Here is an 18,554-nt window from a genome sequence, read left to right on the forward strand (position 1 = left end):
GCACTGCTGGAAACCGCAGGGCTGACGTGAACGATCGCCGTTGGGGCGACGTCAAGATGCCGTGACGGGACGCTTACGTTGTTTGCGCCAGGATGTACCAAGGCCGACATCTGCCGGGTGATCGAAGAGGACGATGCGGCGGCATCGTTTGTGAAGGAAGCAACTGTGCTTTCGACTTTCTGGACCGATGCCTGCGGTGACATCGGACACGGGGACGGTGAACTGTTCTTCGAGCTTCAGCACCCGGCGACTTACCGGCTTCGGCCGCTGGCGGAAGCTTGAGCACCGCCCTGCCGGCGGGCTCGCGCGCTGCGCCGCCCCGCTACCTCACCAAAAGCCGCTTCAAGCTCGCGCTCGAGTGCCCGACCAAGCTTTTCTACACTGGCAAGGCGGACTACCAGAACAACTCGCTCGACGACAGCTTTTTGCAGGCCTTGGCCGAGGGTGGTTTCCAGGTCGGTGCTCTCGCCTGCCTGATGTATCCGGGTGGCACTGAGGTCCTGGACCGTGACCATGCTTCCCAGCTTGAGACGACCCGTGAACTGCTGCAGCAGGCCGATGTGACGATCTATGAAGCCGCACTGGAAGCCAATGGCCTCTTCGTGCGCGTCGACATCCTGCGCAAGCGCGGCGATGTGATCGAACTCATCGAGGTCAAAGCCAAGTCATACGATCCCGTGAAGAACGGCGACTTCCTCAACGCCAGAGGCCAGTTGGAGACCGGCATGCTGCCCTACCTGCAGGACGTCGCCTTCCAGCGCCATGTGGCCGCCCTTGCCTACCCTCAGTTCAAGTACCGCGCCTTCCTGATGCTGGCTGACAAGTCGGCGAGATCGACCGTTGATGGCCTGAACCAGCGCTTCCGCATCCGCCGTGACGGCCACGGTGCCCGCATCGAGGTCGCACCCGGCACGGCCATCTCCGAGCTCGGCGCGCCGCTGCTGAGGGCGGTGCCTGTGGACAGCCAGGTCGACCAGATCCTGTCGGGCGAGTTGGTTGTCGCAGGCAAGCGTGATTCGTTCGCGCAGACCGTCGCAAGGCTGGCGTCGGCGTACCGCGTCGGTGAGCGCATCGCCACACAGCCCGGACCCCAGTGCGCTGCCTGCGAGTTCAGGACCGGGGAACATCCCGGTGGCCGTGCGCCGCGCAGCGGTTTCCACGAGTGCTGGTCCGACGCGTTCGGCTGGAAAGCAGATGACTTTGGAGGCGGCACAGTGCTGGACATCTGGAACTTCCGCAAGAAGAAGGACCTGATGGCGCGCGGCGTTCTCAAGCCACGCGATGTGACCCAGGAAGACCTGTCACTTGACGATCCGCATCCGGGTCCGGAGGGCCTGAGCATCGCGCAGCGGCAATGGTTCCAGTGCAGCGGCAAGTGGCCCGGGAACGACTCGCACTACATCGATACGGCGGGCCTTGGCACTGCGATGCGCCAGTGGGTCTACCCGCTGCATTTCATCGATTTCGAGACCTGCGCTGTGGCCATCCCGTTCAGCCGTGGCCAGCAGCCCTACCAGACGACAGCCTTCCAGTTCTCGCACCATGTCCTCCAGAGGGACGGGCGTGTCGAGCACCGGACGCAGTTCCTCGAAGCTGGACCAGGGGTGCAGCCCGGCGTCCCTTTCCTGCGGGCATTGCGTGCCGCGCTGGGCAGCGACAACGGGACGATCTTCCGTTGGGCGACCCACGAGAATTCCGTGCTTGGCCAACTGGTCGCGCAGCTCGAGCACGCGACGCCGCCTCCCGGCGATGCTGCGGAACTGAAAGCGTTCGTCGAGAGCATCACGAACCGGAAGGTGGACGGGCGCGTCGTGGCCGGCCCGCGCGACATGGTTGACCTGTGCGCGCTGGCTCAGCGCCACTACTACCACCCGTCGACCAAGGGCAGCTCGTCTTTGAAAAAGGTGCTCCCCGCGCTGATGCAAAGTTCCGCGCATCTCCGGGCGCTCTACAGCCAGCCGGTGTACGGCGGCACTTCAGCGATCCGCAGCCTGAACCACAAGGAGCCGGTCGCATGGTGGGCGCAAAGGGATGGAATCGTCGTGGACCCTTATGAAATGCTGCCCCCCGTGTTCGCGGAGTTTTCCGAAGCGGAACGCACGGGCTATGAGGACGCATCGATGTCAGAGTTGCGTGCCGGTGGTAGCGCCATGGCGGCGTACGGACGGCTCCAGTTCGTAGACATCGACGAACGCGAGAGGCAGGCCATCGAGCAGGCCTTGCTGCGTTACTGCGAACTCGACACGCTGGCGATGGTGATGGCGGTCCAGGCATGGCAGGCCTGGGTAATAGAGGCAGGGCATTCAGAAGCCGGACATTGAACCAAGCGCCATGGCCAAACGATCCAACAACCTCGACACAGTCCAGTTCTCGCTGCACCTGCTCAAGCGCATCCCCCGGGGACGCAAGGTCACGGCCACGGAACTCCAGGTCCAGCTGGCTGAGGCCGGTTTCGAGCGCGACCTGCGCACCATCCAGCGCCAGCTGGAGACGCTGAGCGAACACTTCGACATTGAACGGGACACGCGCAGCAAGCCTTATGGCTACACCTGGAAATCCGCCAGTCCGGGGTTCTCCCTGCCCGGCCTGAACGAGCACGAGTCGGTGCTGCTCACCCTGGCGCAGCAGCACCTGCACAACCTGCTGCCCGCACACCTCATGAAATCGATGGACGCCTTCTTCCAGCAGGCGAGGCAGACGTTGCGCGACGCACCCTCCCCCGCGGCCAGGATATGGGAAGAAAAGGTCCGGGTCGTCAGTACCACCCAACGGCTACTGCCGCCCAAGGTCCGGAAGGAAGTGCTCGAGACTGTCAGTCAGGCTCTTTATGCGGACACGTGGCTCGACGTGAGTTACGTGAACGCGGGCGGCAAGCGCTCGGACTCCAAGGTCATGCCGCTCGGGCTTGCCCAGCAGGGCGCCCGGCTGCTGCTGGTCTGTCGCTTCGATGGCTATGACGACGAGCGATCGCTGTCGCTGCACCGGATTCATTCGGCCAGCGACACCGGCCTGCCTTTCAGGCGGCCTGCGGCTTTCAACCTGCGGCGCTACGACGACGACGGGCACTTCGGCTTCAGCACGGGCAGGCCGATCCGGCTGGTGTTCCGGCTGCCCCGGCTGGCAGGCGTCCACCTTACGGAGTCACCGCTGTCGGAAGACCAGACCGTCACCGAAACCACCAGCGGATATGAGTTCACCGCGACAGTTATCGAGTCGGAGCAGCTCAAGTGGTGGCTGCGTGGATTTGGACGGCAACTGCGATTGATCAGTCCGGCAGACCTCCTTCGTGGCTGACCGACATACCCAAGCACTGTCGCGACGCAGCATGTCGCAGGCCTTGGCATCATGAGGGCATGAACATTCACCTCCAGGAAGAGCCCGGATTTTTTGTCCCTCCCGAGTTGATCGAAGGCGTCCGTGCAGCGCGCCGCATCGTGGTGCTGACCGGCGCCGGCATGTCTGCGGAAAGCGGCATCCCGACCTTCAGAGATGCACTCACGGGCCTGTGGTCGAAGTTCGATCCGCAGACCTTGGCGACACCTGAAGGGTTCAAACGCGACCCGGCATTGGTCTGGGGCTGGTACGAGGCGCGACGCCGGGGCGTGATGCGTGCAGTACCGAATGCTGGTCACCTTGCCTTGCACGACCTGTCCACACTGCATGGGATCGACGGCCTCACCATCGTCACCCAGAACGTGGACGACCTGCATGAACGTGCGGGGTCTCGGCAAGTGATCCACCTGCATGGCAGTCTCTTCGCACCTCGATGCCTGGCGTGTGGACGGCCGACGGAGCATGTTGAACAGGACGCTGCCGGTCTTAAGGATGACGGATCCGATCGAGCGATCCCACCGCCGCGATGCCAGCATTGCGGTGGTCTCGTTCGGCCTGGCGTCGTGTGGTTCGGGGAAGACCTGTCGCAGCAGGAATGGAGGCAAGCCCTTGAGCGGGTGCGGGAGGCGGATTTGCTTCTCGTCGTGGGAACCTCGGGCAAGGTCTACCCTGCGTCACGCCTGCCGGAGATTGCTGAGAACAACGGCGCCCCGGTTTGGGTCATCAACCCTGATCCGGATCTGGACGTGGGCGCATGGGCGGTATGGAATGCAACGGCTGCCACTGCACTGCCGGCTTTGGTCGGGGCTTGCATTGCGGAGAAAGGCTAGTGCATCTCTGCAATGAACGCGCTTCATGAGTGCGACGCATTCTGTCGCACAAAATTCGACAATTCAGATCAAGAACAAGGAGCACCATTTGCTGGAAATAATCGACATCCAAGGGTGGCGCTGCGAGTCCAATCCTTATCCGACGCCTGAGGGGCACTGGGTGGGGCTGGTTTTTAGGAACGCGTATGGGAAGCACATGCTCGAATTGAACGGGCGCAAGCCGCTGCCTGATCACGATCCACAACTACGCTCTGATCTTGAGTATTTGCTTTGGGACTATGGCCTTCTTTCGCAGCAGGGAAGCGAGACGAATGACGAGCGAATTCGCGTGGCGCAGGAACTTTGGAACACGGATAGAAATCATCCGAAAGCTCGAAACTATTTGCAAAGCGTGGGTGCCGCTGACTAACCCGCTAGTTGCGGACTATCAAAAGACGTGGGCACAAGTCGATTGTATTAGCCATTAAGAGTCTTGCCCTAACTGCTGGAGATTTTTGCACTTCCAACGACCCGCGCGTGTTGACTTGATCACTGAGCATCAGCGACCCATCCAGGCAACACGTCGCCGCTATTAATTCGCAGCAACATATTCACAGCCCAAGGCACCTCCAAGCCTAGCCTTACGGGTGCACGGAATCTGCCTGCCGCTGCCTGAAAATATGGCGGTGCCACGGAAAAAAGATTGCTCCAATGCGCAAAGCCATCTGTTGCATTTTCCACTGTCGTGACAAGTGCGCAAGTATCGTTTTGGAAGAAAAAATTGAGAAGCTCTGCTCGCGTTAGTGGTTGGGCTTCCTGGCCGAATATCGACAAATAGCGCTGATTTCTAGACACTGCATGTGCGCGTCTAAGCCCAGCAGCACCTTGAAGGTTCGCGACGTGTCGAATCGCATCGATTGAGATTGCCACGATGCGCCACGGATACAAAGCGTCTGCGGCTGCCTCGAAAGTACGCTGACGTGGCCAAGGGCCGATTGTTGGAGGTGCGTTTCTTAGAAGGCTATAAAGATCAAAGAGGAAGTCGCCTGCCGGTGGATCGATGGGTTGAGCTGGAGGATAGAAAAAATGATCGAGCGGATTGAATGGGAAATTTCCTGGATTGATTGCCAATTTTCACCCCTATCTAAAAGTTTAAATTCGAATTTCGATGAGGGCTCAACCAAAGATATGCCATTTGTAGACTACCCTTCAGTGTTTTGCGTGTAAAGCCCGCTCACCCTCATGTGCCCCGAGATTGCTGCGTGTCGCATCATTCTTTGGTCTGCCACAGGCGGTCCGAGCTCCAGTGGCGTCCCGCGACACCATTCGCTCCGAACGTTTCCGATCATCAATCATCGATCCGGGGTTTGGGCGTTAATGGAGCGATATAATGCTATCGCAGCGTCAAGATCTCCGTTGGGTTGTTCGTCGGCACATGAATAGGTATACAGTTCTGCAGCAAGCATTCGCAGCCTCAATGCTGCATCGCAATTTGACATAACTGTCATTGGGTTCCACAGACAGAAAAAATTAGATGCCTCGCTGTCTCAAGCACCCGATCCGCGCGAGGACAAATTGCGACGTCATTCGCCTGGCGACCTCAGCGTGACTGCCGAACCACTTGGAGTCACCTCTCATGGCCCTGCTTCAAAAGGGCAACTGCCAATGTACTCTGTTGACGCTATCGAAATTAGCGTTCCAACAGAATGCGTACCAGATCCGACTGCCGTTTCGTGCCCGTCTTCTCCATCACCGTCGAAATGTGTTTGCGCACGGTGTGAAGCGAGATGCCCGCGAGTGCCGCGATTTCATTGGCGCTCATTCCCTTTACTAGTGAATCGAGAGTGCGGCTTTCAGCTGGTGTGAGATCGAACACCGCGTTCATCATTTCGAGCGACTTGTCTTCGCTATAGCGCGAGTGCTTGATGCGCACCATCACCATGGTTTCGTTGCCAAGGCGCGCCCACGCATCAGCGCGCTTGAAGTCCAGTACAAGAGTGCCGTCCACTCCGTTGGGAATTGCCACGGTGACAACTCTTTCGATCAAAGATGCTTTTGTAATTAGGGAAAGAAGTACGGCTCGAACGCGTGCGCTGTGGTGCCAAAGGCGTCCGGCGCGAATCCGGATCGATGAAGTTCCTTCAAACATCTCTGAAGCCCGTTTCGAAGCGTAGCAAACGATGCCGCTGCTGCTCGCCAGGAATGCCGCTTCCCCGTAGCACCAGAGTGCCTCCTCTGTCGCTGCAAGCTTGCTGATCAACAGATCACGCCGTTTGGCAAGCCCGGATTCCATGGCACCCGCAAAAGTTGAAATATCGGGCCCTGCCAGATGCTCGCGGGTTGTCTCGTCAATCTTTTCGCGTTGAAAGCTGAAGCAAGCGCGATGCACAGGGTCGATGCGCACAATGTGGCAGACGATCTGGCGCATGCGATGACGGCACATGAAGTCGGTGTAGTACTGCGACTTTTGCATCGCGGATGACGGAATGACGTCATTCGTGTTGATCCACGTCCCACTTGAACAATTCATGGCTGTGTTCAACCCGACATCCAGCAAGTGATAGTGCTCGACGTAGTCTCGTTCTGCAGTCCGGTCGAGATGGTCCTGGTGCATGGTCAGCGCACCTGAACCATCGAAGGTCATGAAAGTGGCGCTGTCGGCCCCTATCAATCGTCTTCCACTCTCGAGAATTTCGGCCCATGGTGGCTCTGCATCTGCCAAATGAGCCACGGCCGTGACGGCGCGTGCCAGCAGGGGTTTGTTGGTCATGATTGGCGAAGGTATGGCGTTGGAATATCACCCGTCGACCGCAGCCGAGGCTGCCAGCTATACGTACTCATTGATGATTCCTCCCCAGCCGGCGAAAGAGCGGTCGGTAACTACAAAACGCAGCCGGCGCTCTGCCGCTCGGCTTGATGCCCATTGCCAAGCATCCGATGCATTTCAGCGAATCAGCAGCGTTGGCCAGTCGTCCGGCGGCGGGCGTCCCGCGGCGCTGCCATCATAGGAGCAATGTCACGTCAGAGTGACATCGGCTCTTCAGATGTCGCCGCGTGGCACCTGCGAAGATCCGGCGAATCTTCTTGCCGAATACGCCGTGGTGGTGCATCCCAGTTGGTCCAAAGCACCAACCAGACCTCAATTCTTCAGGTCAGATACCGCCGGGCGTCTGGGCGGGCGCAAGTGCCGCCTACTCGGACTGTGACTCCTATCCCCGAGGTGAATCCTTGATTGATTCTTGCGTCGGTGTCAACATCAATATGCGCATTAGTTTGCACTCCAAAGGCCGTTAGCGTTGCCGCTGAGTTGCCGGTAATCGCTGGCTTCGCTGAGCCGCATCGCCTTTCCATCTGGAGTCAAAGAATGACATCGAGCCGCGTTGTTTCGCCCTGCCCATCGCCTGGGTCCAATTCATTTGACCGGGACCGCAACGGACGTTGGCGAAATATGGGGTTACTTGTCACAGGCGTGACCGCGTTGACAATGGCGGGCTGCGGAGGCGGTGGAAACAACAACGGTAGCTTTTTTCCGATCGTGGCCGCCCCGGCGCCAGCCGCCGCGACCGCACCGGCGCCCCCGGCTGCAGGCACGCCTGCGCCGGCGCAAGCGGTCGCTACAACAATGACCGGTGTGGTAGCCACGGGTGCTGCTTTTGCAGGAGCGAAACTCACTGCGGTGGACTCAACCGGAGCCACCGTGTGCAGCGTGACTGTCAGTGCTACGGGCACGTACGTCTGCGAGCTTGCTGCAACTGTCAAGCCTCCCCTGGTCATCAGCGCCCTGCGCGACGATGTTGCTCTTTATAGCGTAACGGGAGGAACGACGGGCGGTATCGTCAACGTAACGCCGATCACGACCATCATCGCGTCCCGTCTCGCTCCAAAAGGAGACCCGGCGCAGCTTGCAGCCGGCCTGGTTGCCGATCCGACCAGCATTGACGCCGCAAAGATCCAGGCGCAGGTGGCGCAGGTCCTACTCCTTCTCAAACCTCTGCTTGATGCATTGGGGGACACGGTAAACCCTATATCCGGAAGTTTCTCGGCCAACGGCACGGGGCATGATCGTGTGCTCGATACGATTTTGGTTTCGGTCCGGCCAGATGGAACGGCGGCGAATATTGAAGTCACTGTCCGCACCATCCCGGCTGGCGCTTCGACAGCGCCGATTGCGATCAGCTTCCGCAGTTCTGACGCGAGCCCGCCCGCGCTCCCCGCCCTTTCCGCTGATTCAATTCCTCAGGCAGGTGCTTCGACTGCCATTGCCGATCTTATGGCCAGGGCCAGTGCGTGCTACGCGCTTCCGCTGTCAGAGCGCGTCAACACATCTGACAACTCTGTCGCCGCTGTCGGCTCAGCGGCCGACGTAAAAGCAGCTGCCTGCAAAGCAATCTTTTTCGGAAACAACCCGGCGAGTTTCAAGAGCAACGGCCTTGCGGTCGGTCGCAGCGCATCGAATGTCGGCGCTTTCTCCGGCCTTTTCAGACCTGGCGCGACCAACGTCAAGTTTCAGGAGCCTGAGATCGGCTACTACCTGTCTAACGGCGACATTTACATCACCTACCGGACTTTGGATTCTGGTGGCAACGTTGGCAACAACTCAGGCGTTGTACGGATGGAAGGAGGCTCGCTCAGGTTCATAGGGAACCAGTTCACCTACAGCTCGGCCATCAGCCCCACGCTGCAAGATCGTGATTTTGTCAATGCGCCTTCCAAGAACTACTACAACGTCGGCTACGACGTTGCTATCGACAATGTCGCCTCCGGCGGCGCTTCTATCTTTATCAAGGTTCTGGTGACCGCTCCGGACGGCACGGTCTACACGATGGTGCCTACCGTCGGCAACAACAGCCTTCGCTTGAAGAAGGCGGACGGCACGACAACATCGACATCGATCATCAGGCTCAACGCCGCCTTCAGGGCAGCAGGTACCGCCGGCCACCCTTCCACGATGGAACCGAGTCTGCTCTACGCGTCTCCTTTGCTGACTGATGCGCAGATTGGCGCCTTGCCGGACAACGGTGCTTGGACGTTCGAATTCTTCCATGTGGATCCTTCCACTCCGAACGTGACGCAGACAGTGCGAACACTCCAGCGCGTGCCGACGCTCGCGGAGGCATCGCTGGTCAAGTTGACGAAATTATCGGATGGAATGCGCGCATTCCTGGTGAATCTCACGGCACAGACACGCTACATCGCCTTCGGCAGTCCACCGAGCGCGACCACCCCGAACACAATCGGGTTCGGGTCCGCTACCGTAGCGGGCTGGACGGTTCCACCACTCGCTGTCGCACCGACCACCTTTGCCGTCTTCGGGAACTCACCCTCCGTAAACAACGTCATCGGACCTGCATTTGATGATCGGGTTGACCTTGCCGCCGGGGCTCAGGTTGCGTATCTCACTTGCAGCCCGGCTTCGGGCGCAGATACACACTGCGATTCGTCCACAGGTATCACGCAATATGCGCAGTACACCTGGTTCAACTACTTCCAGCTCACCGCCCGAAACGCTAAACAGACGATATTTCTGACGGGCATCGCGACCTATGTTCCTTGATGGCATATGCTGCAACGTGCAGTCAACACTGTACCGTTGTGGCGTTTGAACATGGCTTTGGTACCGTGGACGTGCAAAGGGCAGCGTCCCATGATTTGAATCCTGCAAAAACACTCTACGCGTGCAATCTAAGTGACAGACGATCTGCTTGTCGATGTCACCGAGCAAGATGTGCAGGTCGGCGGGTCGGTGCCCTTGTAGTACCTGAAACAAAGCGATGCGGCATGGACCCGTCATGTGGCAAAACCTTGCCGAGTTGTAAGTTGCTTTACGGTTCCCTGACGAGCACCCCCCAAGCGAGTGCATTGGCCCGAGCACGCAAGATCTCGACTTCCCCCGTGGCGCGCATCCGGTAAGTCACATAATAGTTTTGATCGCGAATGATCAATTCCTCACCGACGAATTCGCCGTGTCTCACCATCGGGCTGGCCTTCGCAACTTCACTCGTCCATATTTCCAGAACCTTGGCGTTCTTGTCGGTCACTTCAAGGACGGCCAATTTGACATCGCATTGGTGTCCGCACGCCCAGCCCGACCATCTTCCCAACCACTTGGCCCGGTCGCTCGACAATCCTTGCATTGGCGGCGCAATGGACACCGATTCGGGCCAGATCGATGGATAGGCGCCGACCGCCTTCCCGGGCACCAGCTGGCCGATATTGATCGGCCAATAAGTTACGGGTTCAGCCTCAGTGAAAGGCCTCGTCAGCATGGGTTCACGCGTAAGTGTCCCTTGTACCGGATAGCCACCAGCCTGGGTTCCCGTGACTTCGATTGCGTCGATGGAACGAAGACGATATGTCAGACGACCCCGATTTCCACTCGCGATCAAAGTGTCGTCCTGTACCCGCATCGGGATCCGATACCACGCGCCCGGGCCGCCCGCATATTGGGAGAGTCCAAGAGACCATACGGCCCAAACAAGCACGGGGTCAATCCGCTCGACGACAACGATATGAGGAAGGTGGATTGACCCAAAGAAAATATTGCCACTCCACTTGCCCGCGAACGGCTTTAACTGATTAGGCACGTTTTCTGCGGGCTCAGTGACGAACGCGTCGCTGGGTAACGGAGGGTCGAGAAGGCCCCCAAGGGCGGGCAGGCACACTGCGGCGGAGCTACAGAGCAAGAACACCTTAAGAAGCTTTTGCATGTTGCGCCCCGGTCAGAAAGAAACGACGGCAAACAGGCTCTGGCGGCCATGGGTAGCCACTGGGTGGTCCAAACGTTCGCGTCTAGGCTAGAGGAAGCCTAATGGTTCTTTACACACGACGACGTATACGTTTTGATGTTGACAAATGCTTGTTTCGCAGATTGCATAGGCTGCAGCCAGGCTGGCTTTGGCAATCGAGCCACACCGCCTTCAGCGATGGACATATCTGCCATTGGTCCATTCGGAACTGCGAAAGTTGCCTTGAAAATCCGAGCGCTCGCGAGACTTCAAGCAATGCTCTGAATGTCGTCGTCCACTTCCGTTTCGGGCAGAAGCCGGTCCACCAGCGCAACGTGGAAGACCACACCATAGATCTGGGTGGAATCGGGCTTGATTCTCGACGCGCCGATGTGCCGGAGTTCCGCCGTGACCTTGACCTCCTGATGCTCAGGCAGGGAGTCGCTGGCGGTGGCCCGCAATGCCTGGATCTCCGCTGAGAGTTCCTGCACGATGCGATGTGCTTCCAGTTCAGGACGCTGCAGGATCGTCACCACATAGCCGTGCCGCCACCGTGGACGGCCGAACGCAAGTGCTGCCATCGCGATGATCCGCATCGCATCGTTGATGATCTTGATGCCGCGCTTGACCTCGATGATGCAGCGCGGGGCGTTGTTCGATTTGTTCAGCAACACGATGTCAAAACGCGCCATATCCTTGCCCACCGCGACGCGCGCGTCGATCTCGGAGCGCGCTGTCTCATCGAACGCCGAAGCGTGGTGCTCGAGACCGTAGCGCAGGATCGGAAACGTTTCGGTCAGCCCCTGCGCCAGATTGACGTTGATGAGATATTCCGAGGCGTCGCGCAGATCGCTGTCGGGATCGTCGTGCTCGGCGTATGAAGCCGCTGTGGCTTGCAGGATGGACAGGATATTCTGGCGAATGGCAGCGCGATCGGCGCGACCTGCAGTGGCTTGCGGCATGAGCGTGGTTCACCTTGATGTTGCGGGTTCCCCTTCGCGGCCGTTGCTGCCGGATGGCTCGGTGCTGTCAGAGACCGGCCCTGAACGTTTGCCTTTCCGATTTGATACGGGTTTGCCGCCTCGGGCAACGGTCGTGATTCGCCTCGCACACTTGGCACCCGTTGTTCTAACTCGCGGATGACGCGCGGCGGACATTTCGACAGCTCGGCCTGACTGCCAGGCACGCGACCAGCATCGCGCAGCGCCTCGTTCACTGCCAGCGGCCGCGCCCAGCCCTTGCGATCACGTACATCGCTGTAGACCATGCGATCGGCGCCGTCGATCACCGACACCCGCAGCGCCACGTCGGCATTTGCGACGCTGCCCTGCTTGGCTGGAAGCGGCGGTAACGATGCCGGAAAAATCACGGGGCGGTTGATCGGGGGCCCAGGCGCCACCGAAGCCGCATGTGCAATGCACACTGCATTCGGTTCTACGGCGTTTGGGCGCGGCCCGTCGGGGCCCGACACTGGCTGAAGCGTTGACGATTCAAACGGTAGCTTCATCCCTGGCCCTTCCCTGTTCCTCGCCGACCAGGTTTGTGCGGATGCTGTTCATCATGTCCGCAAGGTCTGCCTTGGTGACTTCGCCTTGAAGCCCGACCGCCGCGTCGCGCATCAGCTTCTCCATAGAAGCCATCCCCTTGGCCGCGACGACGACGGGATCGGCTTTCGGTGCGCGGCGCAGCATCTTGAGCTCGTCGATCCGAACCTCCGATGCGCGCTGTTCCTTGCCGTCCTTGTCGGTCCACCGTGTGCTGCGCACGTGCCCCTCCACATAGACCTCGCTGCCCTTCGTCAGAAACTCCAGTGCGATCTCCCCCAGCCGGTCGTAGCAGACCAGCTGGTGCCACTCCGTGTGCTCGACCAGCTCTCCCGAACTCCGGTCCGTCCAGTACTCGTTGGTCGCCAGACTGAAGTTGGCATAGACGCCCTTCGGACCCTGCCCGCCTTCCGGATCGCGGCCCAGTCGGCCGATCAGTTGCGTTCGATTCATGACTTCTCCTTCACCAAACGAGAGCCCGACAGCGGACCCTCACACCTGCGCTGAACAAAATCTACCGCACGACCGACAGCGGAAACCACGGGTCATAGTAGATGGCCGGCACCTGCCGGCCGGACTCCCTGTCGAACACCAGCTGGACCACCACATGCACCAGCGTGTGTAAGAGGCGCAGGATCTCGTCGAGCGCCAGGCTCCTGCCTTCGTCCGAGGCCTTGATCAGCAGCGCGATGCGCACGAAGGCTTTCTGCGGTGAGTTCGCGTGCACGGTCGTGATCCCACCGGGATGGCCCGAATTAAGGACGTTCTGTACGTATTAGAAGGTCTCGTCGCCGCGCCGCTCGGCCAGCCGCCGGTTCAGCACGAACTGCCCATCGGAGTCGTGGCGCATGTCGTCGAGTTCTGCCAGGTAGGAGGAATGCAGATTGCGGAAGAAGGGGGATACGTGCATCGAGGCCTAGATGAGCCGTTGAAAATAGTCTGACCAGATCCCGCGCGCCGTTTCCATCGGATCGTCGAGAAGATTACGCTTGCGGTTGTTGTCGTAGGTCTCACGCTTGGCCGGTTCGCCGAGGATGTCATAGGCCTCCTGTACAACGCGGAAACGCGTGGCGGCATCCGGGGCAGAGCTGCGGTCCGGGTGGTGCCGGGCGGCTTGGCGGCGGTAGGCCTTCTTGATGTCCGCCAGACTCGCGCTACTACTGACACCCAGGGCGAGATAGTGGTCTTGCATGCGGTGCCTTCGTGCGTTACGGGTGTCACGGCGAACCGCAAAAGGCGACGATGCTGCATGATCTTTGGTCAGAAGCCCGGTGCTGGGTGCACGGCATTGGCTTCGCCTTGATGCCAGGCCTTCTTTTAAGGTCCGATTGATGCCTTAGTCTCGCGGATGCGCTGTCGACGCTCGCTGGTCGTCGGCCTGATAAACCGCGGAGGTATTGCAGGCTGGGTTCGAAGCCCGGTGCAGCCCGTGAACTTAAAAAATCAGCCGCGAAGGCAACGAAGTCACCTGCTGAACCCTTTTGAACAGAACCTGGCAGGTCTGGAAATTTGCCAATTTCGACGCCGGTTAGGCGCTTGCCGGCGGGACGGCGGCGGAGCGTTAGTGATAGTCATCTTCGCGCTGGTGCCTGATGGCAGCGATCACCACCGAGTCGCTGGCTTCGATCTCGAATAGTGCGACGTACCCGCTGCCACCAAAAGGAATCACTAGCTCGCGAACGAACGGATCGTCGCTCGCCTTGCGGCACGTGAATGGAGAGAAACTGAGCATCGCGATCGCATTTCTGATCGCGGCCAACGCACGGTCTGCCACTGCGAGGTCCCCGTTTCGACTCAGTTCGCGCTCGAGGATGAAATCGAAAAGACGCTCCAGATCGTCAGCAGCTTGCTGCGTGAACCTTATCTGATAGCTCACCCGTGCGCCGTTTGCGCTTTGGCCCTTGCCTTTGCACCTGCCAACTTCGCCTCGAGGCGGTTCAGCACCATCGTCGCATCGAAGTAGATGCCGCTCTTTTTTGCGTCTGCCAAAGAGCGCTTGCCGCGCACCAGAAACTCGGCTTGGTCGCGCCGCTGACGCACCGAAGCGCGTAGAGCCGACTCAACGAATTCGGAGAGTGACTCGCCCTCGCCAAGCACCTGCTCGACCTCGCTTCGGAAAGCAGGATCCACGCGGACAGATGGGATGCTTGCCGTTTTCATGATCAAAGTGTATCGCATTTGCGCTACAACGTTAACGGATGTCGATCGTAGGTGATCAGGCCTCGTCAGAAAATCGTGGCTATCGATTCGCCAAGCAGCAATGCAGCCATGTCAGGTGCGATCTAGAACGCCAGTGGTGCGCCTGCCTGTTGCGGCCAGTCGAGATTTGAACCAAATGCCGGGAATGTCGTTGACCCATGGGCCGGCATTGGTAACTATTGCCAGCATTGGGTTCGGGAGGTGACGGTATGGGTCAGTCTAGTGACGGCAGCTGGGTCAGATGTGAGCCGGTGCCGACACACCGGCCTCATCGAGCATCGCTTGTGCAGCGGACAGGCCGCGCTGGATGTCGGTCTTGGAAGCCCCCGGCGCTTTGATGAACATGGTCATATCAGATCTCCTCGATCAATGACGATGGCGCAACGATCGGGCCGGCAACGAACACTTTGACAGGCGACAGCCGCAGCAACTGCTTGGCCTCTTCGACAGTGCCGGCCAGCCACTGGTCGACATTGCCGACCTCGATCGGGATCACGCTGCGCTTGTCCTGCGCGTCGGGGGCGAACTTGGGATCGGGCTTGTGCATGCGGCGCATCAGCGCGTGGTCGTCGGCATTGAGCGTGAGCATCGTGTAGCTCTCGTGCACCTCACCGGTGTCTTTGTTCGTCCAGACGTTCCACAGGCCCGCCAGGCCCCATGGCGCCCTATCCGCACGGCTGAACTGCCACCAGATGTTCTTGCCCGTCTCCCAGTTCGGCTCGTCGAACGACGCGGCCGGAATGATGCAACGCTGACCGCGCATCCATGGGTCTTTGTAGCTGGCCTTCTCGGCCAGCTCTTCGCTGCGTGCGTTGTTGGTAGGGAACTTGAGCTTGGGCTCCTTGGCGAACCAGGGGATCAATCCCCACTGGCCGACGACCAGCTCGCGCTCGTGCCCTGACGAATGACGTGCTCGCCGAACGAACGGCCCCTGCGAACGGGGAAACACCTGGCGCGGGAACAGCGGCGGCTGGTTCGTCGGGCCCAAGTGCCAGAAGCGTTCCATCTCGGCCTCATCCGGGGTAACGTATCGGTTGCACATTTTCAGACGCTACTGGCTTCAGCCACTCCGCGGCTGCGTCGGTGGGCGGCATAGCGCGCAAGTGCTCGTCTTGCCAAAGTTCGCGTGCCAGGTCCTCGAGGACAGCCGCATCGAGCGTGCGCCAACTCTGGTGCGCTCAATTCAATTGCGGCGTCCTGCCATGTCGATGGATGCGCACAACCCGTCGTACTCTTCTGGGTCGACCTTGAGTGCCTGCAGCCACAGCTCGAAGTACAGGTCCAGTTCGTCACTGCGCGCATGCCTGCCGCGTTGATGCCGGACGAATTCCTTGCGCCCCTGAACCTTGTCAGCGATCAGCATGTCTTTGACGCCCTCGAGCGGTCCGGCAGATGGCAGGCCAGCTGCGATGACCTGCTGAGGGTCCGTAGAAGATCGGTGAACCTTCTCGCTCAGCCACGCGTTGGCTTTGCTGCGGTACTCCGTGACCAGCAGGATCACGAAAGGGCTGGCGTCCACGGCGTCCATGAAGTTCTGCCCATGACGCACCAAGTCTCCGTCAGTCTGGAACAGGGGCCGCAGGCAGAACGCGCGCATCACGTCTTCCGACGCATCAAGTGCGTCCAGGATGATCAGCCCCTCTTCCACCTGTTGCATGAGCGGGACGCCGGAAACTCTGGCGACCCGATCGGCATAGTGGTCCCGGATCGCCTGGTACTCGGGCGACCACCGGGCGTGGGCAATGGCTTCGGTGACGATCAAGAAACTTCACCTGCTGCAGGGGCGTGCTTCAAGACCTGCCATCGGACTGCGGCGTTTGTTCGTCTGCCAGTGACTCGCCAATCCCAAGCCTCTGCAAGTCGTTCAATTTGTCGGCAGCTCATCGCTTGAATGAAGCACTTCGTTTTTGAACGCATCGAGCTCTGAAAGCTCTTTACCCGCTCCCGTACAGGCCTGCAGGAACGTCCGCCAGTGATCGGCCACGCCGACCATGTTTTTCAGCACCTGAGCGCGATTGGCCAGCATGTGGAGCTTCGCTTCGTCGCTCAGCTTGACATTCATGTCAGTGGCATTGCGCCACGGGGACATCCTCCCCGGCAGGTTTTTGGTGTCGAGCGCTACTTTCATGCGGCATCGTACTGCCGGCATGCGTTTGGTTCGAGCCAGCAGAGGGGTCATCCTGCTTCGGTGCATGAAGAAGCGCTACCGTCCAGTTGATTTTTCTAGGGCGCGCTATCAGCTTTCAGGAGGCGGCTGCGTCACTTTCTCTGTCATCGTTGCGAGCTGCCAGATCCTGTAGGTAGAACTCGTGCAGCTTGGCCTGCAGCAGCGCTTTGTCGGGCAATTGGGTGTGGTACTGCGCAATGAGTGCGGGCGATGCCGTTCGGCTCAGGGCGTACTCAACCACTTCGTCGTCCTTGCTGGCGCAGAGCAGCACGCCCAAGGCCGGATTCTCATGCGGCTTGCGGACGTTGCGATCCAGTGCCTCCAGATAAAAACCGAGCTTGCCCAGGTATTCGGGCTCGAAGCGCCCGACCTTCAATTCGATGGCAACGAGGCAGTTCAGCCCGCGGTGGAAAAACAGCAGATCCAGCGCGAAGTCCTGCTTTCCGACCTGGACCGGGAACTCCGATCCGACGAAGCAGAAGTCACGTCCTAGTTCGATCAGGAAGCTTTTGAGCCGACCCAGCAGCCCCTGATGCAGATCGGCTTCGCTGTGCAACACAGGCAAGTCGAGGAACTCGAGCAGGTACGCGTCCTTGAAGACGCTCAATGCCTGGGGATGACTTTGTCGCACCGCTGGTGAGACTTTTGCCGCCGTCAGCACGACGCGCTCGAAGAGTGCAAGGCCAAATTGCCGCTCAAGCTCCCGTTTGGTCCACTCTTCACGCGCTGCGGCGCGCAGGTAGAACTCCCGCTCCTCGGCCCGCTTGCTCTGGCTGAGGATGATGAGGTTATGGGTCCACGGCAGTTGTCGCACCAGCGGTGCGACTTTCTCGTCATCACGGTAGGTTTCGTAGAACTGGCGCATGCGAAAAAGATTGGCGCGGGTAAAGCCGCGCAATCCGGGCTGTGTTTCGGCCAGATGGCTCGCCAATTGGGCAACAACGCCATCGCCCCACTCCGCGCCCGCCAATTTTTGACTGATGTATTTACCGACCTGCCAATAGAGGTCGACCAATGCGGTGTTGACTGCCTGGTACGCCTGCGTCTTGGCCGCCCGAATCAAAGCGACGATCTCAGCAAATGCTGGACCGACCGGGCCCGGCGCCTGGACATGGATCCCGATGGCTGCCTTCATGGGTATGTTGCTGCGTTTGCTCATGACCCGACAAGTCTAGGTGGGCGTGGTCCCCGGCGCGCAAGGATCCGCAAGAACTAGAGCCAAGCTCCCTCAGCCTTGTCAACCGATGGTTGGTGAACCGTCTATTGAACTATTTACACAGCCTCTAAATACACTAACGGCGAACAGACCTAAAATCATCGGCATCGGAAAACCACCGCACTGACTTGCAAAATCGGACACAGTCGATCACAATCAAAAGCAGTTTGCCGTTAGTGTATTTATGATTACCCCTTCCCTCTTTGAAGATGGCCAGTCCCAGAGCCACTTGCTAGCTTTCGAGCGCTGGCTTGTCGATCGGCGTGCGTCCGGTTTTTTGCGCCAGCCGGGCTCGGTGCAGGTGTACCGGGACATGTGGGGGGCCTTTACCGCCTGGTGCCTGGGCCAGTCGCCGGCGGTGACGCTGGCCTCGCTCGACGGACTGGACCTGCAGGCGTTCCAGGCAGCGCGGTTCGGGGAGAAGAGTTCGGATCTGTCGCTCTCCCCTCGCTATGCGTTGCGGTTAGTGCGGTTGATCGACCGGGTTCTGCAGCACCATGCGGCGGATGCAGGGGTGCCAATCAACCTGGCAGCGTCCCAGTGGCTGTCGGACCATCCGGA

20 protein-coding genes and 1 pseudogene are annotated in these 18,554 nt (G+C 59.7%); 7 read left to right on the top strand and 14 right to left on the bottom strand.

Features of this window, described 5'->3' with window-relative positions; all coding sequences use genetic code 11:
• The first annotated feature begins 117 nt into the window (after positions 1-117).
• From QN397_RS24620 to QN397_RS24640, 5 genes are read left to right on the top strand one after another with little or no spacing between them, the layout of a single operon-like run.
• On the top strand, positions 118-282 hold the full coding sequence (locus QN397_RS24620; protein ID WP_323502215.1) for a hypothetical protein: 165 nt from the start codon (positions 118-120) through the stop codon (positions 280-282).
• Complete coding sequence (locus QN397_RS24625; protein ID WP_323502216.1) at positions 279-2,321, top strand: DUF2779 domain-containing protein; 2,043 nt, start codon at positions 279-281, stop codon at positions 2,319-2,321. The genes QN397_RS24620 and QN397_RS24625 overlap by 4 nt, the downstream gene beginning before the upstream one ends.
• Before the next feature lie 10 nt (positions 2,322-2,331).
• Entirely contained in the window at positions 2,332-3,294 is a 963-nt protein-coding gene (locus tag QN397_RS24630) for a WYL domain-containing protein (RefSeq protein WP_323502217.1), read from the top strand.
• Positions 3,295-3,353: 59 nt separating this feature from the next.
• Complete coding sequence (locus QN397_RS24635; RefSeq protein ID WP_323502218.1) at positions 3,354-4,163, top strand: NAD-dependent deacylase; 810 nt, start codon at positions 3,354-3,356, stop codon at positions 4,161-4,163.
• A gap of 25 nt (positions 4,164-4,188) precedes the next feature.
• Positions 4,189-4,572 (top strand): hypothetical protein, encoded by a 384-nt coding sequence (locus QN397_RS24640; protein ID WP_323502219.1) that lies wholly within the window; start codon positions 4,189-4,191, stop codon positions 4,570-4,572.
• Between the two features lie 119 nt (positions 4,573-4,691).
• Here the strand turns inward: QN397_RS24640 and QN397_RS24645 are convergent, their stop codons facing one another.
• Both QN397_RS24645 and QN397_RS24650 read right to left on the bottom strand, forming a co-directional pair.
• On the bottom strand, positions 4,692-5,273 hold the full coding sequence (locus tag QN397_RS24645) for a hypothetical protein (protein ID WP_323502220.1): 582 nt from the start codon (positions 5,271-5,273) through the stop codon (positions 4,692-4,694).
• 559 nt (positions 5,274-5,832) lie between these two features.
• Positions 5,833-6,912: a helix-turn-helix transcriptional regulator gene (locus tag QN397_RS24650; protein WP_323502221.1), complete on the bottom strand. Its 1,080-nt coding sequence runs from the start codon at positions 6,910-6,912 to the stop codon at positions 5,833-5,835.
• An 852-nt stretch (positions 6,913-7,764) separates the two neighbouring features.
• Between QN397_RS24650 and QN397_RS24655 the strand changes: the two genes are divergently transcribed.
• Positions 7,765-9,696, top strand: coding sequence for a carboxypeptidase regulatory-like domain-containing protein (locus tag QN397_RS24655; protein WP_323502222.1), 1,932 nt, complete (start codon positions 7,765-7,767; stop codon positions 9,694-9,696).
• Positions 9,697-9,964: 268 nt separating this feature from the next.
• Here QN397_RS24655 and QN397_RS24660 read toward each other — a convergent pair whose 3' ends face one another.
• From QN397_RS24660 to QN397_RS24715, 12 genes are all read right to left on the bottom strand, one after another.
• The gene (locus QN397_RS24660; RefSeq protein ID WP_323502223.1) at positions 9,965-10,849 is read right to left on the bottom strand and encodes a hypothetical protein; all 885 of its coding nucleotides are present in this window, start codon (positions 10,847-10,849) and stop codon (positions 9,965-9,967) included.
• 287 nt (positions 10,850-11,136) lie between these two features.
• Entirely contained in the window at positions 11,137-11,829 is a 693-nt protein-coding gene (locus QN397_RS24665; protein ID WP_323502224.1) for a hypothetical protein, read from the bottom strand.
• A 528-nt stretch (positions 11,830-12,357) separates the two neighbouring features.
• A complete protein-coding gene (locus QN397_RS24670; protein WP_323502226.1) occupies positions 12,358-12,864 on the bottom strand; it encodes a single-stranded DNA-binding protein in 507 nt (168 codons plus the stop codon).
• Positions 12,865-12,925: 61 nt separating this feature from the next.
• Positions 12,926-13,138, bottom strand: a complete 213-nt coding sequence (locus QN397_RS24675; RefSeq protein WP_323502228.1) for a hypothetical protein — start codon at positions 13,136-13,138, stop codon at positions 12,926-12,928.
• Between the two features lie 48 nt (positions 13,139-13,186).
• On the bottom strand, positions 13,187-13,321 hold the full coding sequence (locus QN397_RS24680) for a hypothetical protein (RefSeq protein ID WP_323502229.1): 135 nt from the start codon (positions 13,319-13,321) through the stop codon (positions 13,187-13,189).
• A 6-nt stretch (positions 13,322-13,327) separates the two neighbouring features.
• Positions 13,328-13,603, bottom strand: a complete 276-nt coding sequence (locus tag QN397_RS24685; RefSeq protein ID WP_323502230.1) for a DnaJ domain-containing protein — start codon at positions 13,601-13,603, stop codon at positions 13,328-13,330.
• Between the two features lie 369 nt (positions 13,604-13,972).
• Positions 13,973-14,287: a type II toxin-antitoxin system RelE/ParE family toxin gene (locus QN397_RS24690; RefSeq protein ID WP_187053108.1), complete on the bottom strand. Its 315-nt coding sequence runs from the start codon at positions 14,285-14,287 to the stop codon at positions 13,973-13,975.
• Complete coding sequence (locus tag QN397_RS24695) at positions 14,284-14,589, bottom strand: YlcI/YnfO family protein (RefSeq protein WP_323502233.1); 306 nt, start codon at positions 14,587-14,589, stop codon at positions 14,284-14,286. Before QN397_RS24695 ends, QN397_RS24690 begins: the two co-directional genes overlap by 4 nt.
• A 373-nt stretch (positions 14,590-14,962) precedes the next feature.
• Positions 14,963-15,652: an SOS response-associated peptidase gene (locus QN397_RS24700; RefSeq protein WP_323502234.1), complete on the bottom strand. Its 690-nt coding sequence runs from the start codon at positions 15,650-15,652 to the stop codon at positions 14,963-14,965.
• 141 nt (positions 15,653-15,793) lie between these two features.
• Entirely contained in the window at positions 15,794-16,372 is a 579-nt protein-coding gene (locus QN397_RS24705) for a hypothetical protein (protein WP_323502236.1), read from the bottom strand.
• Between the two features lie 102 nt (positions 16,373-16,474).
• Positions 16,475-16,738 carry a hypothetical protein gene (locus tag QN397_RS24710; RefSeq protein WP_323502237.1) on the bottom strand — a complete coding sequence of 88 codons (264 nt, stop codon included), beginning with the start codon at positions 16,736-16,738 and terminating at the stop codon, positions 16,475-16,477.
• 115 nt (positions 16,739-16,853) lie between these two features.
• Positions 16,854-17,912, bottom strand: coding sequence for a PDDEXK nuclease domain-containing protein (locus QN397_RS24715; RefSeq protein WP_323502239.1), 1,059 nt, complete (start codon positions 17,910-17,912; stop codon positions 16,854-16,856).
• 265 nt (positions 17,913-18,177) lie between these two features.
• Here QN397_RS24715 and QN397_RS24720 point away from each other — a divergent pair.
• Positions 18,178-18,554 (top strand): annotated as a pseudogene (locus QN397_RS24720) (integrase); the annotation flags it as partial.

It is taken from the genome of Variovorax sp. RTB1 (assembly GCF_035018765.1).
Lineage (GTDB): Bacteria > Pseudomonadota > Gammaproteobacteria > Burkholderiales > Burkholderiaceae_C > Variovorax.

What these genes read in the sequence shown, in the direction of transcription:
- QN397_RS24680 (WP_323502229.1), bottom strand. Translation starts at nt 13,321, where the DNA reads ATGCACGTATCCCCCTTCTTCCGCAATCTGCATTCCTCCTACCTGGCA.
- QN397_RS24685 (WP_323502230.1), bottom strand. Translation starts at nt 13,603, where the DNA reads ATGCAAGACCACTATCTCGCCCTGGGTGTCAGTAGTAGCGCGAGTCTG.
- QN397_RS24700 (WP_323502234.1), bottom strand. Translation starts at nt 15,652, where the DNA reads ATGTGCAACCGATACGTTACCCCGGATGAGGCCGAGATGGAACGCTTC.
- QN397_RS24660 (WP_323502223.1), bottom strand. Translation starts at nt 10,849, where the DNA reads ATGCAAAAGCTTCTTAAGGTGTTCTTGCTCTGTAGCTCCGCCGCAGTG.
- QN397_RS24635 (WP_323502218.1), top strand. Translation starts at nt 3,354, where the DNA reads ATGAACATTCACCTCCAGGAAGAGCCCGGATTTTTTGTCCCTCCCGAG.
- QN397_RS24655 (WP_323502222.1), top strand. Translation starts at nt 7,765, where the DNA reads ATGACCGGTGTGGTAGCCACGGGTGCTGCTTTTGCAGGAGCGAAACTC.
- QN397_RS24695 (WP_323502233.1), bottom strand. Translation starts at nt 14,589, where the DNA reads ATGCGATACACTTTGATCATGAAAACGGCAAGCATCCCATCTGTCCGC.
- QN397_RS24715 (WP_323502239.1), bottom strand. Translation starts at nt 17,912, where the DNA reads ATGAAGGCAGCCATCGGGATCCATGTCCAGGCGCCGGGCCCGGTCGGT.
- QN397_RS24650 (WP_323502221.1), bottom strand. Translation starts at nt 6,912, where the DNA reads ATGACCAACAAACCCCTGCTGGCACGCGCCGTCACGGCCGTGGCTCAT.
- QN397_RS24670 (WP_323502226.1), bottom strand. Translation starts at nt 12,864, where the DNA reads ATGAATCGAACGCAACTGATCGGCCGACTGGGCCGCGATCCGGAAGGC.
- QN397_RS24665 (WP_323502224.1), bottom strand. Translation starts at nt 11,829, where the DNA reads ATGCCGCAAGCCACTGCAGGTCGCGCCGATCGCGCTGCCATTCGCCAG.
- QN397_RS24710 (WP_323502237.1), bottom strand. Translation starts at nt 16,738, where the DNA reads ATGAAAGTAGCGCTCGACACCAAAAACCTGCCGGGGAGGATGTCCCCG.
- QN397_RS24630 (WP_323502217.1), top strand. Translation starts at nt 2,332, where the DNA reads ATGGCCAAACGATCCAACAACCTCGACACAGTCCAGTTCTCGCTGCAC.
- QN397_RS24640 (WP_323502219.1), top strand. Translation starts at nt 4,189, where the DNA reads ATGAGTGCGACGCATTCTGTCGCACAAAATTCGACAATTCAGATCAAG.